This is a genomic window from Paenibacillus rhizoryzae (assembly GCF_059686995.1).
In genome coordinates, this window is sequence record NZ_JCAALT010000003.1 from 472,736 (window position 1) to 491,000 (window position 18,265).

Below are 18,265 nucleotides of genomic sequence, written 5' to 3' on the forward strand. Positions count from 1 at the left end.
CATGACAACACCAACAGGAATGCCAAGACAGCGTGTTGCCGTATATCCGGGCAGCTTTGATCCAGTCACTTGCGGGCATTTGGATATTATTAAACGCGCGGCCAAGCAGTTTGATCATGTGATCGTTGCGGTGCTCAACAATTCCAGCAAAAATCCGCTGTTTACGGTGGAAGAGCGTAAAGCGCTGTTGACGCAAATCACCAAAGAGCTGCCGAATGTGACGATCGACAGCTTCCGTGATCTGCTCGTTAACTTCATGCGCTCGCGCAATGCGGATTGTATTGTTCGCGGAATTCGTTCGGTTACGGACTTTGAATATGAGCTGCAAATGGCTTCGACCAATCACCAGCTGGACGGCGAGATTGAGACTATATTTATGATGACGAATCCCAAATACTCGTATTTGAGCTCCAGCATCGTGAAGGAAATCGCCAAGTTTAAAGGAAACGTGCAGGACCTGGTGCCTGATGAGGTGCGAGAAGCGCTGATCGCCAAATATGCGGATCAGGCTTAATTCGACTTCGATTGTGGTGCGGCCAGCATAGAGGCGGATAGAAGCGCCAGCAGCATGAAGAGGAATAGAAGCAGCAGGACAGGTGTATATGGCCACAGTGAATGTAAATCACCCGCGTGGATGATCGCATTCGAGGCGGCGCCTGTCTTTTCTGTTTGTTCCATTGCAGGAGCGGCCGTTGGGACGATGCGGCTTATCAGTGATGTCATTGGCTTCCACGCAGCAAGGGTAAGGAAGAACGCGAGTGCGCCTTGAATGAGCCGTGCAGCGGCGAGGCGGTTCAGCGATAAACCAGTGCCGGAGATGGCGCTGCCGGCTTGGAGAAGGGCGCTTAAGCCGCCAAAGCTGAGTACAGCCGCGATAGCTGCCGCGTTCCAAGGCAGGCCGCCGGTGAAGGTCGATGAAGCCGCGGCATAGGTGCCGATATGACTTTCGATGAGTCCCGGCAGCAGGAAGGCTGGTGTGCCTTCCGGCAGCAGCGGCTGCGTAAGTTTGACGAGAACGGCGCCGAACATCATGAAACCGCCGACGGCCATCAGCTTGTAGACGGACACGGTAACGGAATCGCCAAGCACTTTGCCGAAGGTTCGGCCATCGCGGTTTCTGGCGGCAACCATGGCGACAGCTGCTTGTTTCAGCAAAGTGGGCAGGGACGTAGATGCAGTTGCGGTTGGCTTAGCTTGCTTGCTTGCGCCGGTAGGTTTCTTCTTGCCGAAACGGGCGTTTAAGAAAGCTGTTAGCAGTGCGGAGACCCATACGGCTGCGGCGATCGCAGCGCCAACTGCAGGACGTTCTAAGAAGCCTGCACCAACGACGAGCAGCATGAACAGAGGGCTTGGCATATGTGCCAGCGCGAGCAGTCTTTGTCCTTCAGGAGCGGAAACCGTTTCGCTGCGGCGAAGGGCCGCCGTGGTTTCCGCTCCACAGGGGAATCCTCCGGACCATCCCAAAGCAATCGCAATGCCGGCTTCACCCGGCAGGCGGAACAGCTTGCGCATAAGCGGCTGCAGCAGCGCTCCGAAACCGTGGATGGCTCCGAAGGCAAGCATCAGCTCAAGTAAAGTAAGGAATGGAAGCAGACCGGGGAAGACTAGATTCCACCAGACAGTCAGCCCTTGCAAGGACGCTTGAAACGACTCGTCTGGCCGCGTAATAATAGAAGCGACGAGCAATATCGACAAGCATGCGAGCATGATGGTTCGCGTCATGGGACTCACTCCAATGATTCATGTAGGGGCTGGGACAAACACAGCCACTACATTTTTACGCTTGTCTACGAGAGTATAGACCTAACCGATGCAATCCGAATTAGATTGTGATCGGTTTCTCGTAATAGTCACGGAAGAGATCACGCGGATTTGCATCCGGCCAACCGAGCGCATAGGCCGAAGTAGCTTGGATATCAAGCTCCAAATACGGATCTGCTTGCTGTGAACGGGCAGCGCTGTTTAAGATGGGGAGCTTAGCCGTCTTGCGCATTCGTTTAAGAATTTCTTGCCCTCGAGGGCTGTATCCGAGTATTCTTATGTACTGGACACCTTTGCGCAGCCGCTCCGGTGCCAGAAGCTCCTTCGAATGCCCGAGCAGCACGGAGAGCAGCGCGCGCTGGAGCTTCGTACGGGTGTAGCGTTTCGTTTTTAGTTTGTCGAGCAACGGTTCGAAGGCAAGTGTATCGAGCGTAGGGAGCGTCTTCTTCAACCGATATTCCAAGCCCTCAGTCATTTCGTGATAGCTGCCAAGGGTGTCAGCCGACTCGCTGGCGAGCTTATGAAACAGCTGTGTCGTATATTGCTCCCAGCTGTTACGCCCTCTGCCGATCGCATGATCGCGCAAGAGCAGCTCGAGCGTGGAACGAGGCACGAAAGGCGCTGCGCCATCAGGGGAGGCAGCTTCGAGCGTGAGCTTGCGAATGGCCGTTGCACTCGCGATTTGCGCATCCGTGATCGTCGTCTGCGAGTAGCCGGCCTTCTCGCGTTTCAAAGAGAAGGGCTCGATTGCGCTGCCAAGCCGTTCGAGCGCAAGCAGATAATGCAGCCCCAGCGTATTGTTCGGCTGGGCGAGCGGGAAGGCAGCCGCTTCAGCGTCTCCGGCCGCTTCCATATACAAGCGAACAGCTTCGCTGTAGGCTGCGGGGTAGCTGGCGCCTGTCCGCAGGCAATCCGCCATGAGCGCGCTGAAGGCCGCTGGCTCATGCGCGAGCAGCCGAGCGACCCGGCGCAGCGGATCGATCTCGCCGGCCTCGCTGCCGAAGCAGAGCGCGTCTACGACGCCCGTCGCTTCAAGGAGCGCGACAGCGCCGTAGCCGAACCATTCCGCCGCCTGCGTAGAATAGGCGACAGGCAGCTCGATGACGACGTCGCAGCCTCCGCGCAGCGCCATCTCGGTGCGCGTCCATTTATTGAGCAGCGCGGGTTCGCCGCGCTGCAGGAAGTGGCCGCTCATGACGGCGATGACGGCGTCGCTTTCCGTTATTTTGAGCGATTGCTGCAAATGATAGTGATGACCGTTATGAAATGGGTTATACTCGACAATGAGCCCGACGGTTCGCATGTATGTAAGCCTCCAAAAGGGGATAGGGTATTTTTTCACTATATCACGGCGTGAAAATGTTGACAAAACGATTCAATAGTCGATATAATAAACTTTGTTTGTTTGGAGTGATGGTATGGAGATTTATGTCCGGGAATTAATAGCCAAAGGATTGAAAGTTCCCACTCAGTCAAGCTTAAACACGGATTGGCTGCTGCAAGTTCGTAAAGACGTATTACATGCAGACCCAATGAACGTCAACATGACGGCGTGGGGCGAAGATGGTATTGCTCATGTGGAGGGCGAACTGTCCGTTGATGTCGATCTTGCATGCTCGCGGTGTTTGGAGTCGACGAAAGAACATGTTGTCGTTCCATTTCACGAGCGTTTCAAGCCGAAAGCCGCTTTAAACGGATCTGAGGAAGAAGAAATCATTCCGGTGGAGGAGGACAAGCTTGAGTTTGAGCCATTTCTTGAAGAAATGCTGATGCTCGCTTTGCCTTTCGTACCGCTTTGTGAAGAGGACTGCAAAGGACTTTGCCACACATGCGGCACCAACTTAAATGAGACAAATTGCGGATGCCAAAAGGACGATATCGATCCCAGACTAGCCGCGTTGAAAGATTTGTTTAAGTCGGAACAATAGAGGATTCCTTGGAAACCACTATTGTTCCAAGGATCAAAAGGAGAGTATTCTATTCCATTTGATCCGGGAGTACGGAATTCTGTTAAGGAGGTGGGAAACATGGCAGTACCACAACGTAGAACATCTAAAACACGTCGTGACAAACGTCGTACGCACTTCAAACTCGCGGTGCCGGGTATGATTAAATGCGATCAATGCGGAGAGTTGAAATTGGCTCACCGGGTATGCAAAGTGTGCGGAACTTACAAATCAAGAGAGATCATCAAACAATAGTTTAAAGCGTAGCAATAGTACTTCATCCCGTGATGAGGTGCTATTTTTTTGCCCAAAAGTGCGGTTGAACATTGCGCTCGGCAGCTTTCTTTACTATACTATTAGTACCTGGTTATAATAGCTGATTGTAATCAGTGTGCTCAAACATGGTGTATGATAATCAGCCGAGGTACATACTTAGAACATTAGGCAAAGGTGGTGCGGACCATCGAACGTCTTCCGAAAAGACAAAGGCATCAGCTGCTGACTGGACTTATTGAAGATAATCCGTTCATAACGGATCAGGAGCTGACACGTCAGTTGAAAGTAAGCATCCAAACGGTGCGGCTTGACCGGCTGGAGCTTGGCATACCTGAGCTGCGGGAGAGAATGAAGCTGATGGCGGAGCGTTCGTATGACGCCGTCCGATCACTGCCGCTGCATGAGGTAATCGGGGATATAGTGGATTTGCAGCTGGACAACAGCGGTATTTCTATTTTTGAAATTAAGGAAGAGCATGTATTTTCAAGAACCGGCATCGCTCGCGGTCATCATGTCTTTGCACAAGCGAATTCACTCGCGGTAGCGGTGATTAACGATGAAATTGCTTTAACGGCAACAGCTGACATAAGATTCGTACGATCCGTGAAGCTTGGCGAGAAATGCATCGCTAAAGCGTACGTTCGTTCCGGCGGCCGCAGCAAAGCAAAGGTTGAGGTTTGCTCGTACGTAGGTGACGAATTGGTGTTCCAAGGCCATTTTGTCATCTATCGTTCCGCAGGCGCAGGCGAACCGGGTATCGAAGGAGGAATGGACGGTGCGGATCGCAATTGACGCGATGGGGGGCGACCACGCTCCTTCTCTGATTGTGCAGGGAGCGTTGGAAGCAGCACTTGAATGGCCGGCAGTACACCTGATTCTCGTTGGTGATACGGCTCAGATTGAAACGCATCTGGGCTCCAAACGGCCCTCAAACATTGAGATTTTACACGCAGAGGATGTAATCGGTCCTGATGATGAACCGGTTAAAGCCGTTCGCCGGAAGAAAAATTCGTCGATGGTTATGGCCGGACAGCTCGTGCGTGAAGGCAAAGCGGAAGCGATGCTTTCAGCCGGGAATACCGGTGCACTGATGACGACAGGACTGCTGGTAGTCGGACGCATGGAGGGCATTGAACGTCCCGCGCTCGTTACGATGCTGCCGACTATGGATGATAAAGGCGTTCTTGCGCTTGATCTTGGCGCGAATATGGATGCTAAACCGGAGCATTTGCTGCAGTATGCCATTATGGGCAGCATCTACCGCACCAAGATGAACGGCATGGATAAACCTCGCGTCGGTCTGCTCAATGTAGGGACAGAGGCGATGAAAGGCAATGAGCTTACCAAAGCAGCGTATGAGCTGCTGGAGACGGCACCGATTCATTTTATCGGGAATGTCGAGGCACGCGATGTTCTTCTGCGTAATTGCGATGTGCTGATCTGCGACGGATTTGCGGGTAATATCATGCTCAAGGCAATGGAAGGTACGGCAGGCACATTGTTCAAAACAATGCGTGATGTGTTCACCAGCTCGCTGTTATCCAAACTTGCGGCAGCGATCGTACAGCCGAAGCTCAGAGCGCTTCGCAACAAAATGGATTACAAGGAACATGGCGGTGCGCCGCTTCTCGGTGTGAACGGTCTGGTCGTTAAATGTCACGGCTCCTCGGATGTGAAGGCGGTTAAGAACGCTGTGCGTCAAGCGAAATTAGCAATCGAGAGCAATTTAATATCATCTATCGCAGCGGAAATCAGCAGGAAGTGAGTGGGACTATGCAGCTACATCCCGTAGGCATTATCGGTACAGGCAAGTATGTGCCGGAACGCATTTTGACGAATAAAGATTTGGAACAAATGGTGGAAACCAATGACGAATGGATCGTAACGCGGACCGGTATGCGCGAGCGCCGTATTGCTGCTCCGGATCAAGCGACATCGGACTTGGCGCTGCAAGCTTCCAAGAAGGCGCTCGAAGCAGCAGGCATTTCGGCAGAAGAGCTGGACTTGATCATCGTAGCGACCATTACGCCGGATATGTTCTTCCCTTCAACGGCTTGTCTGCTGCAAGAGAAGCTCGGTGCCAAGAAAGCAGCGGCCTTTGATTTATCGGCGGCATGCTCCGGTTTCATCTATGGCCTGGCTACAGCTTCAACTATGATTGCAACGGGTATGTACAAGCATGTTCTGGTCGTTGGCGCGGAATGTCTATCCCGAATTACGGATTACACGGACCGGAATACATGCATTTTGTTCGGTGACGGTGCAGGTGCAGTTGTCCTCGGTCAAGTGGCTGAAGGCCGCGGCTTCCGTTCATTCGAGCTTGGTGCTGATGGCGCCGGCGGCGAATTGCTGAAAGTATGTGCAGGCGGTTCCCGTACTCCATCTTCGGCGGAGAGCATCGAGAACAAAGAGCATTATATTTATATGGCCGGCAATGAGGTCTATAAATTTGCGGTACGGATCATGGGCAACGCAGCTGAAGAGGCGCTTCGCAAAGCAGGCCTCGACAAAAGCAAGATTGACTTGCTTATTCCGCATCAAGCGAACATCCGTATCATTCAATCTGCACTCAACCGTCTGGATTTGTCGGAAGAGAAATGCATGATCAATTTGGATAAATACGGCAACGTGTCGGCGGCATCGATTCCGATTGCACTTGCTGAGGCGGTTGAACAGAACCGTGTGAAGGAAGGCGATCACCTCGTGCTGGTCGGCTTCGGAGGCGGCTTAACTTGGGGCGCTTCGGTACTGGTTTGGTAATTCGGCAACGCCATTATATATGCATAATAAGATTCATTGAAAAGCACGGAGGTGCAGTGAAGCTTGGGTAAAATCGCATTTGTTTTTCCCGGTCAGGGGGCGCAGGCCGTCGGCATGGGAAAAGACGTATATGAAGCATTCGAAGCATCGAAAGCAGTCATTGACGCTGCGGACGAAGCGCTCGGCTTTAAATTGAGCGATATTATTTTCAACGGTCCCGAAGAGCAATTGAAACAAACCGCAAACACGCAGCCGGCGCTGCTGGCAGTAAGCATCGCTCTGCTGGAAGCGTTGAAAGACCGCGGCTTGAAGCCTGACTTCGTCGCAGGCCACAGCTTAGGCGAATACAGCGCACTCGTTGCAGCCGGCACATTGTCTTACCAAGACGCAGTACGTACAGTACGCGCTCGCGGCGAGTTCATGGAACAAGCCGTGCCAAGCGGTCAAGGCGCAATGGCGGCCGTATTAGGCGCAGAACGCGAAACTCTTGCAGCACTTTGTGCAGCAGTATCTTCCGAAGTTGGCGCAGTGGAGCTGGCTAACGTCAACTGCCCCGGCCAAATCGTGGTCTCCGGCACAGCCGCAGGCGTACAAGGCGTAGTTGAACGCGGCAAAGAAGCCGGCGCGAAACGCGTCATTCCGCTGGAAGTAAGCGGACCGTTCCACTCCTCGCTAATGAAACCAGCGGCCGAACGCCTTGAAGGCACGCTGGCAGCTATTTCGCTTAGCGATGCTTCAATACCTGTCATTGCCAATGTAACGGCTCAGCCGGTAACAAACGCAGACGAAATCCGCAAGCTCCTGGCTGAGCAAGTTTACTCGCCGGTGCTATGGGAAGACAGCGTGCGCTATTTGACCGAGCAAGGTGTCGACACCTTCGTCGAAATCGGGTCGGGCTCCGTACTAGCCGGCCTAATCAAGAAAATCGACAAAACCGTCAACATCATCTCGATCAACAGCCTAGAATCGCTTAAAGCAGCCGTTCTTTAATATGCCGCTTGCGTCTTACCTTACGGTTTTGGTCTAATTCGCCAATCAGGCGAACAGCCCTGTGGTACCGCAGGTGCCATGCCCTTGACCTGTCGGCGAAGATGAAGTCGCCGGCCCAAGAAGCCAGCCGCAGGCGCAGGCTGATCAATCTATGTGGCACCGCAGGTGCCATGCCCTTGCCCTACCCGGTGGAGGTGAAGTCGCCGGCCCAAGAAGCCAGCCACAGGCGCAGGCTGATAACGCCCGCACCAAAAGTAAAGCGTGTCCCGCAAAAGGGACGAAAGCGAGCATAAGCACGAACCTCCACCCACGCGACTCTGAAGAAGGCCACGTTACCATGTGTCCCGAAAGGGACAACAGGTAGCTAAACGGCGCGAAACGTAAAGCGTGTCCCGAATGGGACGAAAGCGAGGACCCGCACGTATGCATCACGAGATCGGTTCTCTGCAGCTCCAACGTTATCCCATTCCGGGTGTCCAGAGGGTCGGAGACCCTTGGGGTCCCCCTTCCAGGGGGATTTAGGGGGTCATTATAACGATGAAAGCAGGTGTCCCACTTTGACCTTTGCAGATTTGTCAGGCAAAATCGCCCTGGTAACAGGAGCATCCCGCGGAATCGGCCGTTCCATTGCAATCGCACTGGCGGAAGCCGGCGCGGATGTGGCGATCAACTATTCCGGCAGTGAAGCAGCCGCGGCAGAAACAGCTGAAACGATTTCGGCGCTCGGCCGTCGTACGCTGGTGCTGAAAGCGAACGTTGGTAAAACCGATGAGTTCGACGGCATGGTGAAACAAGTCGTGGAAACATTCGGCGCCATCGATATTTTGGTGAATAACGCCGGCATTACGCGCGACAATCTCATTATGCGGATGAAGGAAGAGGAGTTCGACCAAGTCATCGAAACGAACCTCAAAGGCGTGTTCAATGGCATTAAAGCCGTAACTCGTCAAATGATGAAGCAGCGTTCCGGCCGCATCATCAATATTTCGTCCGTTGTTGGTGTTCTGGGCAATCCGGGGCAGGCTAACTATGTGGCTGCGAAAGCAGGCGTCATCGGTCTCACGAAAGCATCAGCTCGCGAGCTGGCTTCCCGTGGAATCACGGTTAACTGTGTCGCACCGGGCTTTATTCAAACCGATATGACCGACAAATTGCCGCAAGAAATGCGTGAGAAGCTTGCCGCGGATATTCCGCTTGCAAGGCTTGGAGACCCGCAGGATATTGCTGCCGCGGTTCGTTTCCTTGCGTCTAACGCGGCCGGATACATGACTGGACAGACCATTCATGTGGACGGCGGCATGTACATGTAATCATGGCGAAACGTCCGTAGCGACGCCGCTGGGACATGGTCGGTATGGCAATTTGTCCGCAATTCTCGTATAATACCATGGAGGAGGTGAACCGGATGTCCGATGTATTTGATCGTGTAAAGCGCATCGTTGTCGACCGCCTTGGCGTTGACGAGTCGGAGGTGTCTCTTGAGGCTTCTTTCAAAGAAGATCTTGGAGCTGACTCTCTTGATGTCGTTGAACTTGTCATGGAGCTGGAAGATGAATTCGATATGGAAATCTCTGATGAAGATGCAGAGAAAATTACCAGTGTGGGAGAAGTAGTGAACTACATATCTTCTCTGGCTAAGTAATACAGATGATTAGTCCCGTTGTTACAGGCGGGACTTCTCTCCATATCCGTGTGCCTTGCCATAATAACAGCTGTAAGCGCATTAGCGTTTTTATAGATAGATTAACCAATTGGGTTTCCCATCAGAGGTGAATAGGTATGAAACAGAGAGTAGTCGTTACGGGCATGGGGGTTATGACTTCGCTCGGTTCCGATTTGAATACGTTTTGGGGTAATTTAATGGAAGGGAAATCAGGCGTCTCGTTAGTGGAAGCTTTCGACGTTTCTGAATATCCGACAAGAATTGCCGCAGAAATCAAGAACTTCAATCCCGAAGATTATCAAATTGATAAAAAAGAAGCGCGTCGTATGGACCGTTTCGTGCAATTCGCGGTTGTTGCGAGCACATTGGCTGTAAAGGATGCCGCACTGAACATCGGTGAAGAAGTGGATGCAGAGCGCGTCGGCGTTATGATCGGTTCGGGTATCGGCGGTTTGGGTACTTGGGAAGACCAGCATAATATCTTGCTGGAGAAGGGTCCTAAACGCGTCAGCCCATTCTTCATTCCGATGATGATCGCGAACATGGCTTCCGGCCAAGTTTCGATGATTACAGGAGCGAAAGGCCCGAACAGCACGGCAGTTACGGCTTGTGCAACCGGAACGCACTCCATTGGTGATTCCTACAAAATGATTCAACGCGGCGACGCCGATGTCATGATTTGCGGCGGCGCAGAAGCGACGATTCGTCCGACGGGTATGGCGGGCTTCTGCTCCCTGCGTGCAATGTCGACAAGAAACGACGAGCCGACCAAGGCTTCCCGTCCTTTCGACGTGGACCGCGACGGATTCGTCATGGGCGAAGGCTCAGGCGTGTTGATTCTGGAATCGCTTGAACATGCACAGAAGCGCGGCGCTCGCATTTATGCGGAAATCGTCGGCTATGGCATGAGCGGCGACGCTTATCATATGACAGAGCCGGATCCGGATGGAGCAGCTCGCTGTATGGTCAAAGCTCTTCGCGACGGCGGAATCGAGCCGTCCCAAATCGATTATATTAACGCACACGGTACATCAACTCCGGTTGGTGACAAGTCCGAAACAACGGCCATCAAGAAAACGTTCGGTGAGCATGCCTACAAGCTGGCAGTAAGCTCCACGAAGTCGATGACCGGGCATTTGCTTGGCGCAGCCGGCGGCGTGGAAGCTGTTATTCTGGGTCTTTCCCTGCAGAACGGCGTAATTCCTCCGACGATTAACCTTGAGAATCAAGATCCGGAATGCGATCTCGATTATGTGCCGAATACTCCGCGTAAAGCCGATCTGACTTATGCATTGTCCAATTCCTTCGGGTTCGGCGGTCATAACGCAACGATCGTGATGAGAAAATATGAAGCATGATAAGTTCGAAGAGCTGCAGCAGCGTCTGCAGCTCCATTTTCGTACCATCCGACTTCTTAGACAAGCATTTACACATACCTCTTATGTAAACGAACACCGTCAAACGGCAATGGAGCACAATGAGCGGCTGGAGTTTCTCGGCGATGCCATTTTACAGTTAACCGTTTCCGAGTTTCTGTACAAGACATTTCCGGAACGGCCTGAAGGACAGCTTACTCGTATGCGAGCTTCAATTGTATGTGAGCCATCGCTTGCGCGGTTTGCGGATCTGCTGGATTTGGGCTCTCATGTTCTTCTTGGACGCGGTGAGGAGCAGTTAGGCGGACGTCAACGTCCTGCGCTGCTCGCAGATTTGTTCGAAGCATTCGTAGGCGCGATTTATTTGGATCAGGGTTTGGATGCGGTTCGTGCGTTCCTGACTGGACATATGTTTCCGCATATCGACAGCGACGGCGGCTTGCTGGTGAAGGATTTCAAATCGAACCTGCAGGAGAAGGCACAGCATGCCGGGATGGGCACGATCGAATATCGCATTGTGGAAGAGCGCGGTCCGGCGCATGACCGAGAGTTCATTGTTGAAGTCTATATCGGGGATACCAGTTACGGTTCCGGTACAGGCAGGACGAAGAAGGAAGCCGAGCAGCAGGCTGCCGCAGAAGCATGGCGAAAGCTGGTATAGCATCGATGTGAAACAAAATTCTGGTCGCCACTGGTAACCGGGATTTTTTGCATTTACAGGGCAAGGTAGGTGCATACTTGGAAACGCCTTCCTCTATCAAGCGCTTAAGACCTGCAATAAGCGGGATTTCGGGCATTTTCGACGTTTTTCGACCTGACCTTTTGGGAGAGTTATGGTACAATAATCGTTGAGGTGAAGGTAAGCGATGTTCCTGAAAAGGATTGAATTAGCAGGGTTTAAGTCGTTTGCCGACAAGACGGAAATGGAATTCGTCCGCGGTATCACGGCGGTCGTTGGCCCCAACGGCAGTGGCAAGAGCAATATCAGCGACAGTATTCGCTGGGTATTAGGGGAACAAAGCGCGAAGAGTCTTCGCGGCGGCAAGATGGAGGACATTATTTTCGCAGGAAGCGATGCGCGTAAAGCGGTCAATTTCGGCGAGGTATCGTTGACGCTGGATAATTCCGATGGCGCCCTTCCGCTTGATTTTAACGAAGTAACGGTCACGCGGCGCGTGCATCGCAGCGGTGACAGCGAATATTTGATTAATAAACAGTCATGCCGACTGAAAGATATTACAGAACTGTTTATGGATACGGGGATAGGCAAAGAGGCTTATTCCATTATCGGACAAGGCCGTATTGAAGAAATTCTAAGTACGCGCTCCGAGGATCGACGGGGAATCTTCGAAGAAGCTTCCGGTATCGTCAAATATAAATCACGTAAACGCGAAGCCCAGAAGAAGTTGGAGGAAACGGAAACGAACCTGCTGCGGATTCACGATTTGGTCACCGAGCTTGAAGATCAGGTTGAGCCTCTGCGCGTGCAATCCGAGAAAGCCAAGCAATTCAAGCTGCTGCGTGAACAGCTGAAGCAGACCGAAATTTCGATGTATGTACATAACATTGAAACCGTTCATCATTCATGGAGCGATTCCAATACGCGAATGAGCAAGCTGCAAGAAGAGCAATTGTCATTGTCTACAGTAGTAAGCAAGCATGATGCGGTACTGGAGAAGGATCGGTTCAAGCTTCGCGAGCTGGAGGAAGCCCTTGATCGTTTGCACGAATCGATGCTGCAATACAGCGAAGAGTATGAGAAATGCGAAGGCTACGGTGAAGTACTCAAAGAACGTAAACGCAACCTGGAGCAAAATCGTACGCAGCTGGAAGCAACGATTTCTTCGCAAAACGAGCGGATCGGTGCGTTAACGAAGGAAGAAGCGGAGTTCCGCGGCAAAGCTGCTTCACTGGAGAATGATTTGAATACGCTTCGCTTCAAGCTATCCGAAGAAGAAGCACAGCTGCTTGGGACGTCGGCTTCCGCTTCCGGAGATGCTGAAGAATCACTCAAAGGCGAGCTCCTGGATGTGCTGAGCACGATGGCGCAGCTGCGTAACGAGATCCGTTATGCGCTCCAGCAGGAAGAAGCGCTTCAGCGCAGAATGGAACGGCTTGGCGATGAGCATTCCAAGTGGCAGGAGCAGCATGAGCGTGTCAGCGCCAGACGAATGGAGCTTAAGCAGCGACTTGAAGCAACGCTGGCTGAGATCAATAAAGTGCGGAATCGCTACATTACCGAAGCGGAGCATCTCCAGAACGGACAGAAGCTGCTTGAAGAGGCACAATCCGCTGTTCGCAAATGGGAGCAGAAGCTAGAGGCGCTTACGTCTAGACGCGATACGATGAAGGAAATGCAGGATGACTTGGACGGCTTCATGCAGGGCGTCAAAGAAATTCTGAAAGCTTCGCGTCGGACAAGCGGCGGTGTTGAAGGCGTACATGGCGCGGTTGCAGAGCTGATTCGCGTTCCTGAGAAAGTGGAGCTTGCGATTGAGACTGCGCTTGGCGGAGCACTCCAGCATGTCGTCATGAATGACGAACGCAGCGCTCGCGCAGCCATTGCTTTCTTGAAGCAGCGTCAGCTGGGACGTGCAACGTTCTTGCCGCTCGATGTAATCCGCGGACGTAATATTCAGGAACATGATAAGCGCACGATCGCGGGTATGGATGGTTTCGTAGGCGTAGCCGCAGAACTGATCTCATGTGATGCGAAGTACGCGCATATCGTGGAGAATTTGCTGGGCAACGTGCTTATCTCCGAAACGTTGGAGCATGCCAACCGAATCGCGGCGAAATGCCAATATCGGTTCCGCGTCGTGACGCTTGAAGGCGATGTCGTCAACGCCGGCGGTTCCATGACAGGGGGAAGCATCCAGAAGAAAGGTGCCAACCTGCTGGGCAGACAGCGTCAGATCGAACAATTGGACGAAGAGATTCGTTCCACTGATTTGCAGCTCGTTAAACTTCGCGACAAAATCAGCGATTTGCGCAAGGAGCAATCCATCCGTAATCAGAACGTGGATGATTTGCGGGAGCAGGGCGAGAAGCAGCGAATCGAGGAGCAGCATATCCGCGCAGAGCTTCAGCAGCTGGATAATGAGAAGCGCCACTTGGATGACCAAGCTCAGCTGTTCCAAGCCGACAGCGCGGGTCACAAGTCCGAGCAGCAGCAGATCAGCGAATCCGCGAAGGATGCGGAGAAGCGCCTTGAAGTGTTGACGAAGGAAGAGGCTCGCTTGCAGGAAGAGATTCGAAACGCGGAAGATCGCCGGAAAGCCGGTGAATCGGCGAAGGAGCAGCTGCAGGATCAACTGACGGATTTGAAGATCGCGCTCGCAAAGACGGATCAGGAGAAAATGTCGTTCGAGGATCAAGCATCACGCGTTCGATCGGATATCGGACGTGCGAAGCAGGAGCTCGCCGGTCTTCGGGAAATGCTGCAGCGCCAGGAGGAAGAGGCAGAGCAGCATCTAACGGAGAGCGTGAAGCAGGTCGAGCAGCTGAACGCATTGAAGCTGAAGAAGGACGGCTGTTCCGAGCAGACGGACCTTAAACGTGCACAGCGTGCAGAGCTTACTCGTGATCTGGAGCTGGGCGAGAGTGAAACGAAGGAGCAGCGTGCTCAGCTTCGCAGTATTGAGGATCAATTGCGGCAGATCGAGATTGCTGCGAATCGACTCGATGTCGAGCTGGACAACCTGCTTCGCAAGCTTAGTGAGGAGTATGAGCTCAGCTATGAGCTTGCGAAGGAACGTTACCCTGTACCTGAAGATGTGCTGGCTGCACAGAATGAGGTTCGTGATCTCAAGCGCCGGATTTCAAGCTTAGGCGAAGTGAGCCTTGGTGCGATTGATGAGTACGAGCGTGTGAAAGAACGGTACACCTTCTTGGATGATCAGAAGAACGATCTTATCGAAGCCAAAACAACGCTCTACCAAGTTATCCGCGAGATGGATGAAGAGATGAGCAAACGATTCCGTACCACGTTCGAAGCCATTCGCGGCCATTTCGTAGTCGTCTTCTCGAAGCTGTTTGGCGGCGGACGCGCGGATCTCATTATGGTCGATCCGGATCGGGTGCTCGACAGCGGTATCGATATCGTTGCCCAACCTCCGGGCAAGAAACTGCAGAATTTGCAGCTTCTCTCGGGCGGCGAGCGTGCGTTAACGGCGATTGCATTGTTATTCGCAATCCTGCAAGTGAAGCCCGTTCCGTTCTGCGTGCTCGATGAGGTTGAAGCAGCGCTTGATGAAGCGAACGTTGCGCGTTTTGCTCAATATTTACGCGAGTTCTCGCAATTGACGCAATTTATCGTCGTTACCCACCGGAAAGGGACGATGGAAGAAGCAGACGTCCTTTACGGGGTAACAATGGAAGAGGGCGGCGTTTCGAAGCTGGTATCGGTACGACTCGAGGACGAAGACGAAGCATACTCCGCATAAAAAAGAATCGAATTCACGTATACACACGTACTATGAGAAGCCGGAGCTTGGCGCACCCAGCGTCACAGCCCGGCTTTTGCAAGTAAAGGATGGAGGACAATAAGATGAGCTTCTTTAAACGCTTGAAAGAAAGCATCGCACAGAAAACCGAAGCCGTAACATCCAAGTTCAAAGAAGGGCTGACGAAAACCAGAACGGCATTCGTTGGCAAAATCGAGGAGCTAATCACACGCCGCAAAAAAATCGATGAAGCCTTCTACGAGGAACTTGAAGAAATTCTGATCGGCGCCGATGTAGGCGTGAATACGGTGATGCAGCTCATCGATGATCTGCGTGCTGAAGTGAAGAAACGCAAAATCGAAAATGCAGCGGATTTGCAGCCTGTCTTATCGGAGAAACTGGTGGAGCTGCTTAAAGGTGACGCGAAAGCGGAGCTGCGTATGGCAGATCAAGGCATGACGGTCATCTTGTTTGTTGGCGTCAATGGCGTCGGTAAAACAACAACGATCGGTAAGCTGGCTCACAAGTTCAAGAGCGAAGGAAAAAGCGTACTGCTTGCAGCAGGAGATACTTTCCGTGCCGGTGCGATTGAGCAGCTTGAGGTTTGGGGCAAACGCGTTGGCGTAGACGTCATTAAACAAGAGTCCGGCGCAGATCCTGCGGCTGTTATGTACGATGCCGTTCACGCGGCTAAGCAGCGCGGCGTTGACGTTCTGCTGTGCGATACAGCAGGCCGATTGCAGAATAAGCACAATCTAATGGAAGAGTTGAATAAGATCTTCCGCGTCATTCAGCGTGAAGTACCAAGCGCGCCTCATGAAGTGCTATTGGTGCTCGACGCGACAACAGGTCAGAACGCACTTAGCCAAGCGAAGCTGTTCGGTGAGAAGAGCGGCGTAACCGGTCTTGTGCTGACGAAGCTCGATGGAACAGCTAAGGGCGGTATCGTTATTGCGATCCGGAATGAGCTTGATCTTCCTGTGAAGCTTGTCGGTCTTGGCGAGAAGATGGATGATTTGCAGGAGTTTGACTCCGAGCAATTCGTACATGCACTGTTTGGCGGCCTTCTGCAAAACACGGAAGAAGAGAATGAAGATGGTGACAAGTAAAATTACTTGACAGTCCATAGGCAGCTGAGCTATGATAAACGTCGTGGAATTGATGTAAAGGTAATTGCCTTGACGTAAAGGAGTGGCTGGCATGAAGACGGTCCATGATGTTGACGCCTCGGCGAAGAAAACTCACTTACCTGAAACAGATGCCCTGGCGAAGACAAACCGAATTAATATGCTGTTTGACTTCTACGAGAAGCTGCTTACTGAGAAACAGCAAACCTTTCTGAAATATTATTTTCATGACGATTATTCACTTGGCGAAATTGCGGCTGAGTTCGATATTAGCAGGCAGGCCGTTTATGAGCATGTTAAACGTGCAGAGACGGTTCTGGAGAGTTACGAAGGCAAACTGCAATTGCTTGCCAAGCATGAAGCTGCAGCGCGAATGCTTTCCCAGCTCGAAGAGCTTGTAGAGCAGGTTGTGACGCAGAAGGAATTAAGCATGGAGCTGCACAAGCTCACCCAGAGCTTTCGTGCTCATATACAAGGAGTTACATAGTAGCGACTAGGAGGTGACGATCATGGCATTTGAAGGGTTGTCCAGCAGGCTGCAGAATGTTTTCGGCAAACTGCGCGGCAAAGGCAAAGTGTCTGAGGATGATGTTAACGAAGCGATGCGCGAAGTACGATTGGCGCTTCTGGAAGCCGACGTTAACTTCAAAGTCGTCAAGGATTTCATCGCAAAGGTGAAGGAACAGGCTGTCGGACTTGAAGTAATGAAGAGCTTCACGCCCGGCATGGTCGTCGTCGACATCGTAAATAAAGAACTAACCGAGCTTATGGGCGGTACGCAGTCGAAGCTTGCGAAGTCTAACAAGCCGCCAACTGTCATTCTAATGGCGGGTTTGCAAGGTGCCGGTAAGACTACGTCCACTGCAAAGCTGGCGAAGCTTCTACTCAAGGACAAGCATAAGCCGCTTATGATTGCAGGCGATATTTATCGCCCCGCAGCGATCAAGCAGCTGCAAGTATTGGGTGAACAGATCGGTGTTCCGGTCTTTACGCTCGGTGATCAAACATCACCGGTTGAGATTGCCCGTGCAGGTCTGCAATTCGCTAAAGATAACGGTCATGATTATGTGATCGTGGATACAGCCGGCCGGCTTCATATCGATGAAGCGCTCATGGGCGAGATTCGTCAAATCCATGAAGTAACAAAACCGGATGAAGTTCTGCTAGTGGTGGATGCGATGACAGGTCAAGAAGCGGTTAACGTAGCGCAAAGCTTCCACAGCCAGCTTGAACTGACAGGCGTCATTCTGACGAAGCTTGACGGAGATACCCGCGGTGGTGCGGCATTGTCCGTTAAAGCCGTTACAGGCTGCCCAATTAAATTTGCGGCAACCGGTGAGAAGATTGAGCCGCTTGAGCCGTTCCATCCGGAACGTATGGCTTCGCGTATTCTCGGAATGGGCGATATGCTGTCCCTGATCGAGAAAGCACATTCCACAATCGACGCTGAGAAAGCGGCCGAGATGGAACGCAAAATGCGCACTGCGGAATTTACCTTTGAGGATTTCCTTGAGCAAATGGAACAGGTTCGCAAGCTTGGACCGCTGGATCAATTGCTTGATATGATGCCTGGTATGGGCAAGATGAAGGATATGAAGAACCTCAAGGTGGATGAGAAGCAAATCGGACGTGTCGAAGCGATTGTGAAATCGATGACGAAGGCCGAGAAGCAGAAACCCGAAATTCTCAATCACAGCAGACGCAAACGGATTGCAACAGGGAGCGGAACTTCCATTGCGGAAGTAAATCGACTCATTAAGCAGTTCGATGATATGAAGAAGATGATGAAGCAGTTCTCGTCGATGATGGGTCCTAAAGGACCTAAAGGCGGAATGAAGGGTCTTAAAGGGATGCTTCCTAAAGGAATGAAATTCCCGTTCTAATATAGAGCAAAGAAATTTTTTGAAGGAGGTGAATTATC

Annotated in this window: 17 protein-coding genes; 15 read left to right on the forward strand and 2 right to left on the reverse strand. The window is 52.1% G+C overall.

The genetic code is table 11. The annotated features are described in order from the left end of the window. Window position 1 precedes the first annotated feature (1 nt). The gene (gene coaD, locus AC6ESO_RS11160; protein ID WP_497091385.1) at window positions 2–514 is read left to right on the forward strand and encodes a pantetheine-phosphate adenylyltransferase; all 513 of its coding nucleotides are present in this window, start codon (window positions 2–4) and stop codon (window positions 512–514) included. On the opposite strand, the gene AC6ESO_RS11165 is transcribed toward coaD, so the two are convergent. Together AC6ESO_RS11165 and AC6ESO_RS11170 are read right to left on the reverse strand one after the other, a co-directional pair. After that, window positions 511–1,722, reverse strand: a complete 1,212-nt coding sequence (locus tag AC6ESO_RS11165; RefSeq protein ID WP_497091386.1) for a nucleoside recognition domain-containing protein — start codon at window positions 1,720–1,722, stop codon at window positions 511–513. The genes coaD and AC6ESO_RS11165 overlap by 4 nt on opposite strands. A gap of 100 nt (window positions 1,723–1,822) precedes the next feature. Beyond that, complete coding sequence (locus AC6ESO_RS11170) at window positions 1,823–3,064, reverse strand: nucleotidyltransferase (RefSeq protein WP_497091387.1); 1,242 nt, start codon at window positions 3,062–3,064, stop codon at window positions 1,823–1,825. Window positions 3,065–3,179: 115 nt separating this feature from the next. On the opposite strand from AC6ESO_RS11170, the gene AC6ESO_RS11175 reads away from it, so the two are divergent. The 14 genes from AC6ESO_RS11175 to ffh all read left to right on the forward strand — a co-directional run bounded on the left by AC6ESO_RS11175 (window position 3,180) and on the right by ffh (window position 18,227). Then, window positions 3,180–3,689 (forward strand): YceD family protein, encoded by a 510-nt coding sequence (locus AC6ESO_RS11175; protein ID WP_494819002.1) that lies wholly within the window; start codon window positions 3,180–3,182, stop codon window positions 3,687–3,689. A gap of 99 nt (window positions 3,690–3,788) precedes the next feature. After that, window positions 3,789–3,962, forward strand: coding sequence for a 50S ribosomal protein L32 (rpmF, locus tag AC6ESO_RS11180; RefSeq protein ID WP_090976607.1), 174 nt, complete (start codon window positions 3,789–3,791; stop codon window positions 3,960–3,962). A 195-nt stretch (window positions 3,963–4,157) separates the two neighbouring features. Beyond that, complete coding sequence (gene fapR, locus AC6ESO_RS11185) at window positions 4,158–4,775, forward strand: transcription factor FapR (RefSeq protein ID WP_494819003.1); 618 nt, start codon at window positions 4,158–4,160, stop codon at window positions 4,773–4,775. Next, window positions 4,759–5,748, forward strand: coding sequence for a phosphate acyltransferase PlsX (gene plsX, locus AC6ESO_RS11190; RefSeq protein ID WP_497091388.1), 990 nt, complete (start codon window positions 4,759–4,761; stop codon window positions 5,746–5,748). The genes fapR and plsX overlap by 17 nt, the downstream gene beginning before the upstream one ends. 8 nt (window positions 5,749–5,756) lie before the next feature. Next, window positions 5,757–6,743 carry a beta-ketoacyl-ACP synthase III gene (locus tag AC6ESO_RS11195; RefSeq protein ID WP_497091389.1) on the forward strand — a complete coding sequence of 329 codons (987 nt, stop codon included), beginning with the start codon at window positions 5,757–5,759 and terminating at the stop codon, window positions 6,741–6,743. 63 nt (window positions 6,744–6,806) lie between these two features. Continuing rightward, complete coding sequence (gene fabD, locus AC6ESO_RS11200; RefSeq protein WP_497091390.1) at window positions 6,807–7,733, forward strand: ACP S-malonyltransferase; 927 nt, start codon at window positions 6,807–6,809, stop codon at window positions 7,731–7,733. Window positions 7,734–8,290: 557 nt separating this feature from the next. Continuing rightward, window positions 8,291–9,043 (forward strand): 3-oxoacyl-[acyl-carrier-protein] reductase, encoded by a 753-nt coding sequence (gene fabG / locus AC6ESO_RS11205; protein WP_497091391.1) that lies wholly within the window; start codon window positions 8,291–8,293, stop codon window positions 9,041–9,043. 95 nt (window positions 9,044–9,138) lie between these two features. Beyond that, complete coding sequence (gene acpP, locus AC6ESO_RS11210) at window positions 9,139–9,375, forward strand: acyl carrier protein (RefSeq protein WP_091218839.1); 237 nt, start codon at window positions 9,139–9,141, stop codon at window positions 9,373–9,375. Between the two features lie 137 nt (window positions 9,376–9,512). Continuing rightward, window positions 9,513–10,754: a beta-ketoacyl-ACP synthase II gene (gene fabF / locus AC6ESO_RS11215; protein ID WP_091218836.1), complete on the forward strand. Its 1,242-nt coding sequence runs from the start codon at window positions 9,513–9,515 to the stop codon at window positions 10,752–10,754. Continuing rightward, a complete protein-coding gene (gene rnc / locus AC6ESO_RS11220; RefSeq protein ID WP_494819009.1) occupies window positions 10,744–11,433 on the forward strand; it encodes a ribonuclease III in 690 nt (229 codons plus the stop codon). The genes fabF and rnc overlap by 11 nt, the downstream gene beginning before the upstream one ends. Before the next feature lie 205 nt (window positions 11,434–11,638). Continuing rightward, the gene (smc, locus tag AC6ESO_RS11225; protein ID WP_497091392.1) at window positions 11,639–15,217 is read left to right on the forward strand and encodes a chromosome segregation protein SMC; all 3,579 of its coding nucleotides are present in this window, start codon (window positions 11,639–11,641) and stop codon (window positions 15,215–15,217) included. A gap of 104 nt (window positions 15,218–15,321) precedes the next feature. Then, complete coding sequence (ftsY, locus tag AC6ESO_RS11230; protein WP_497091393.1) at window positions 15,322–16,326, forward strand: signal recognition particle-docking protein FtsY; 1,005 nt, start codon at window positions 15,322–15,324, stop codon at window positions 16,324–16,326. Window positions 16,327–16,504: 178 nt separating this feature from the next. Then, entirely contained in the window at window positions 16,505–16,831 is a 327-nt protein-coding gene (gene ylxM / locus AC6ESO_RS11235) for a YlxM family DNA-binding protein (protein ID WP_494819244.1), read from the forward strand. 22 nt (window positions 16,832–16,853) lie between these two features. After that, window positions 16,854–18,227 carry a signal recognition particle protein gene (ffh, locus tag AC6ESO_RS11240; RefSeq protein ID WP_494819012.1) on the forward strand — a complete coding sequence of 458 codons (1,374 nt, stop codon included), beginning with the start codon at window positions 16,854–16,856 and terminating at the stop codon, window positions 18,225–18,227. Window positions 18,228–18,265: the final 38 nt, after the last annotated feature.

Coding starts and splice junctions, on each gene's coding strand:
- ffh (WP_494819012.1), top strand. CDS start 16,854: ATGGCATTTGAAGGGTTGTCCAGCAGGCTGCAGAATGTTTTCGGCAAA.
- rnc (WP_494819009.1), top strand. CDS start 10,744: ATGAAGCATGATAAGTTCGAAGAGCTGCAGCAGCGTCTGCAGCTCCAT.
- fabF (WP_091218836.1), top strand. CDS start 9,513: ATGAAACAGAGAGTAGTCGTTACGGGCATGGGGGTTATGACTTCGCTC.
- rpmF (WP_090976607.1), top strand. CDS start 3,789: ATGGCAGTACCACAACGTAGAACATCTAAAACACGTCGTGACAAACGT.
- ftsY (WP_497091393.1), top strand. CDS start 15,322: ATGAGCTTCTTTAAACGCTTGAAAGAAAGCATCGCACAGAAAACCGAA.
- ylxM (WP_494819244.1), top strand. CDS start 16,505: ATGCTGTTTGACTTCTACGAGAAGCTGCTTACTGAGAAACAGCAAACC.
- smc (WP_497091392.1), top strand. CDS start 11,639: ATGTTCCTGAAAAGGATTGAATTAGCAGGGTTTAAGTCGTTTGCCGAC.
- AC6ESO_RS11170 (WP_497091387.1), bottom strand. CDS start 3,064: ATGCGAACCGTCGGGCTCATTGTCGAGTATAACCCATTTCATAACGGT.
- acpP (WP_091218839.1), top strand. CDS start 9,139: ATGTCCGATGTATTTGATCGTGTAAAGCGCATCGTTGTCGACCGCCTT.
- AC6ESO_RS11165 (WP_497091386.1), bottom strand. CDS start 1,722: ATGACGCGAACCATCATGCTCGCATGCTTGTCGATATTGCTCGTCGCT.
- AC6ESO_RS11195 (WP_497091389.1), top strand. CDS start 5,757: ATGCAGCTACATCCCGTAGGCATTATCGGTACAGGCAAGTATGTGCCG.
- coaD (WP_497091385.1), top strand. CDS start 2: ATGACAACACCAACAGGAATGCCAAGACAGCGTGTTGCCGTATATCCG.
- AC6ESO_RS11175 (WP_494819002.1), top strand. CDS start 3,180: ATGGAGATTTATGTCCGGGAATTAATAGCCAAAGGATTGAAAGTTCCC.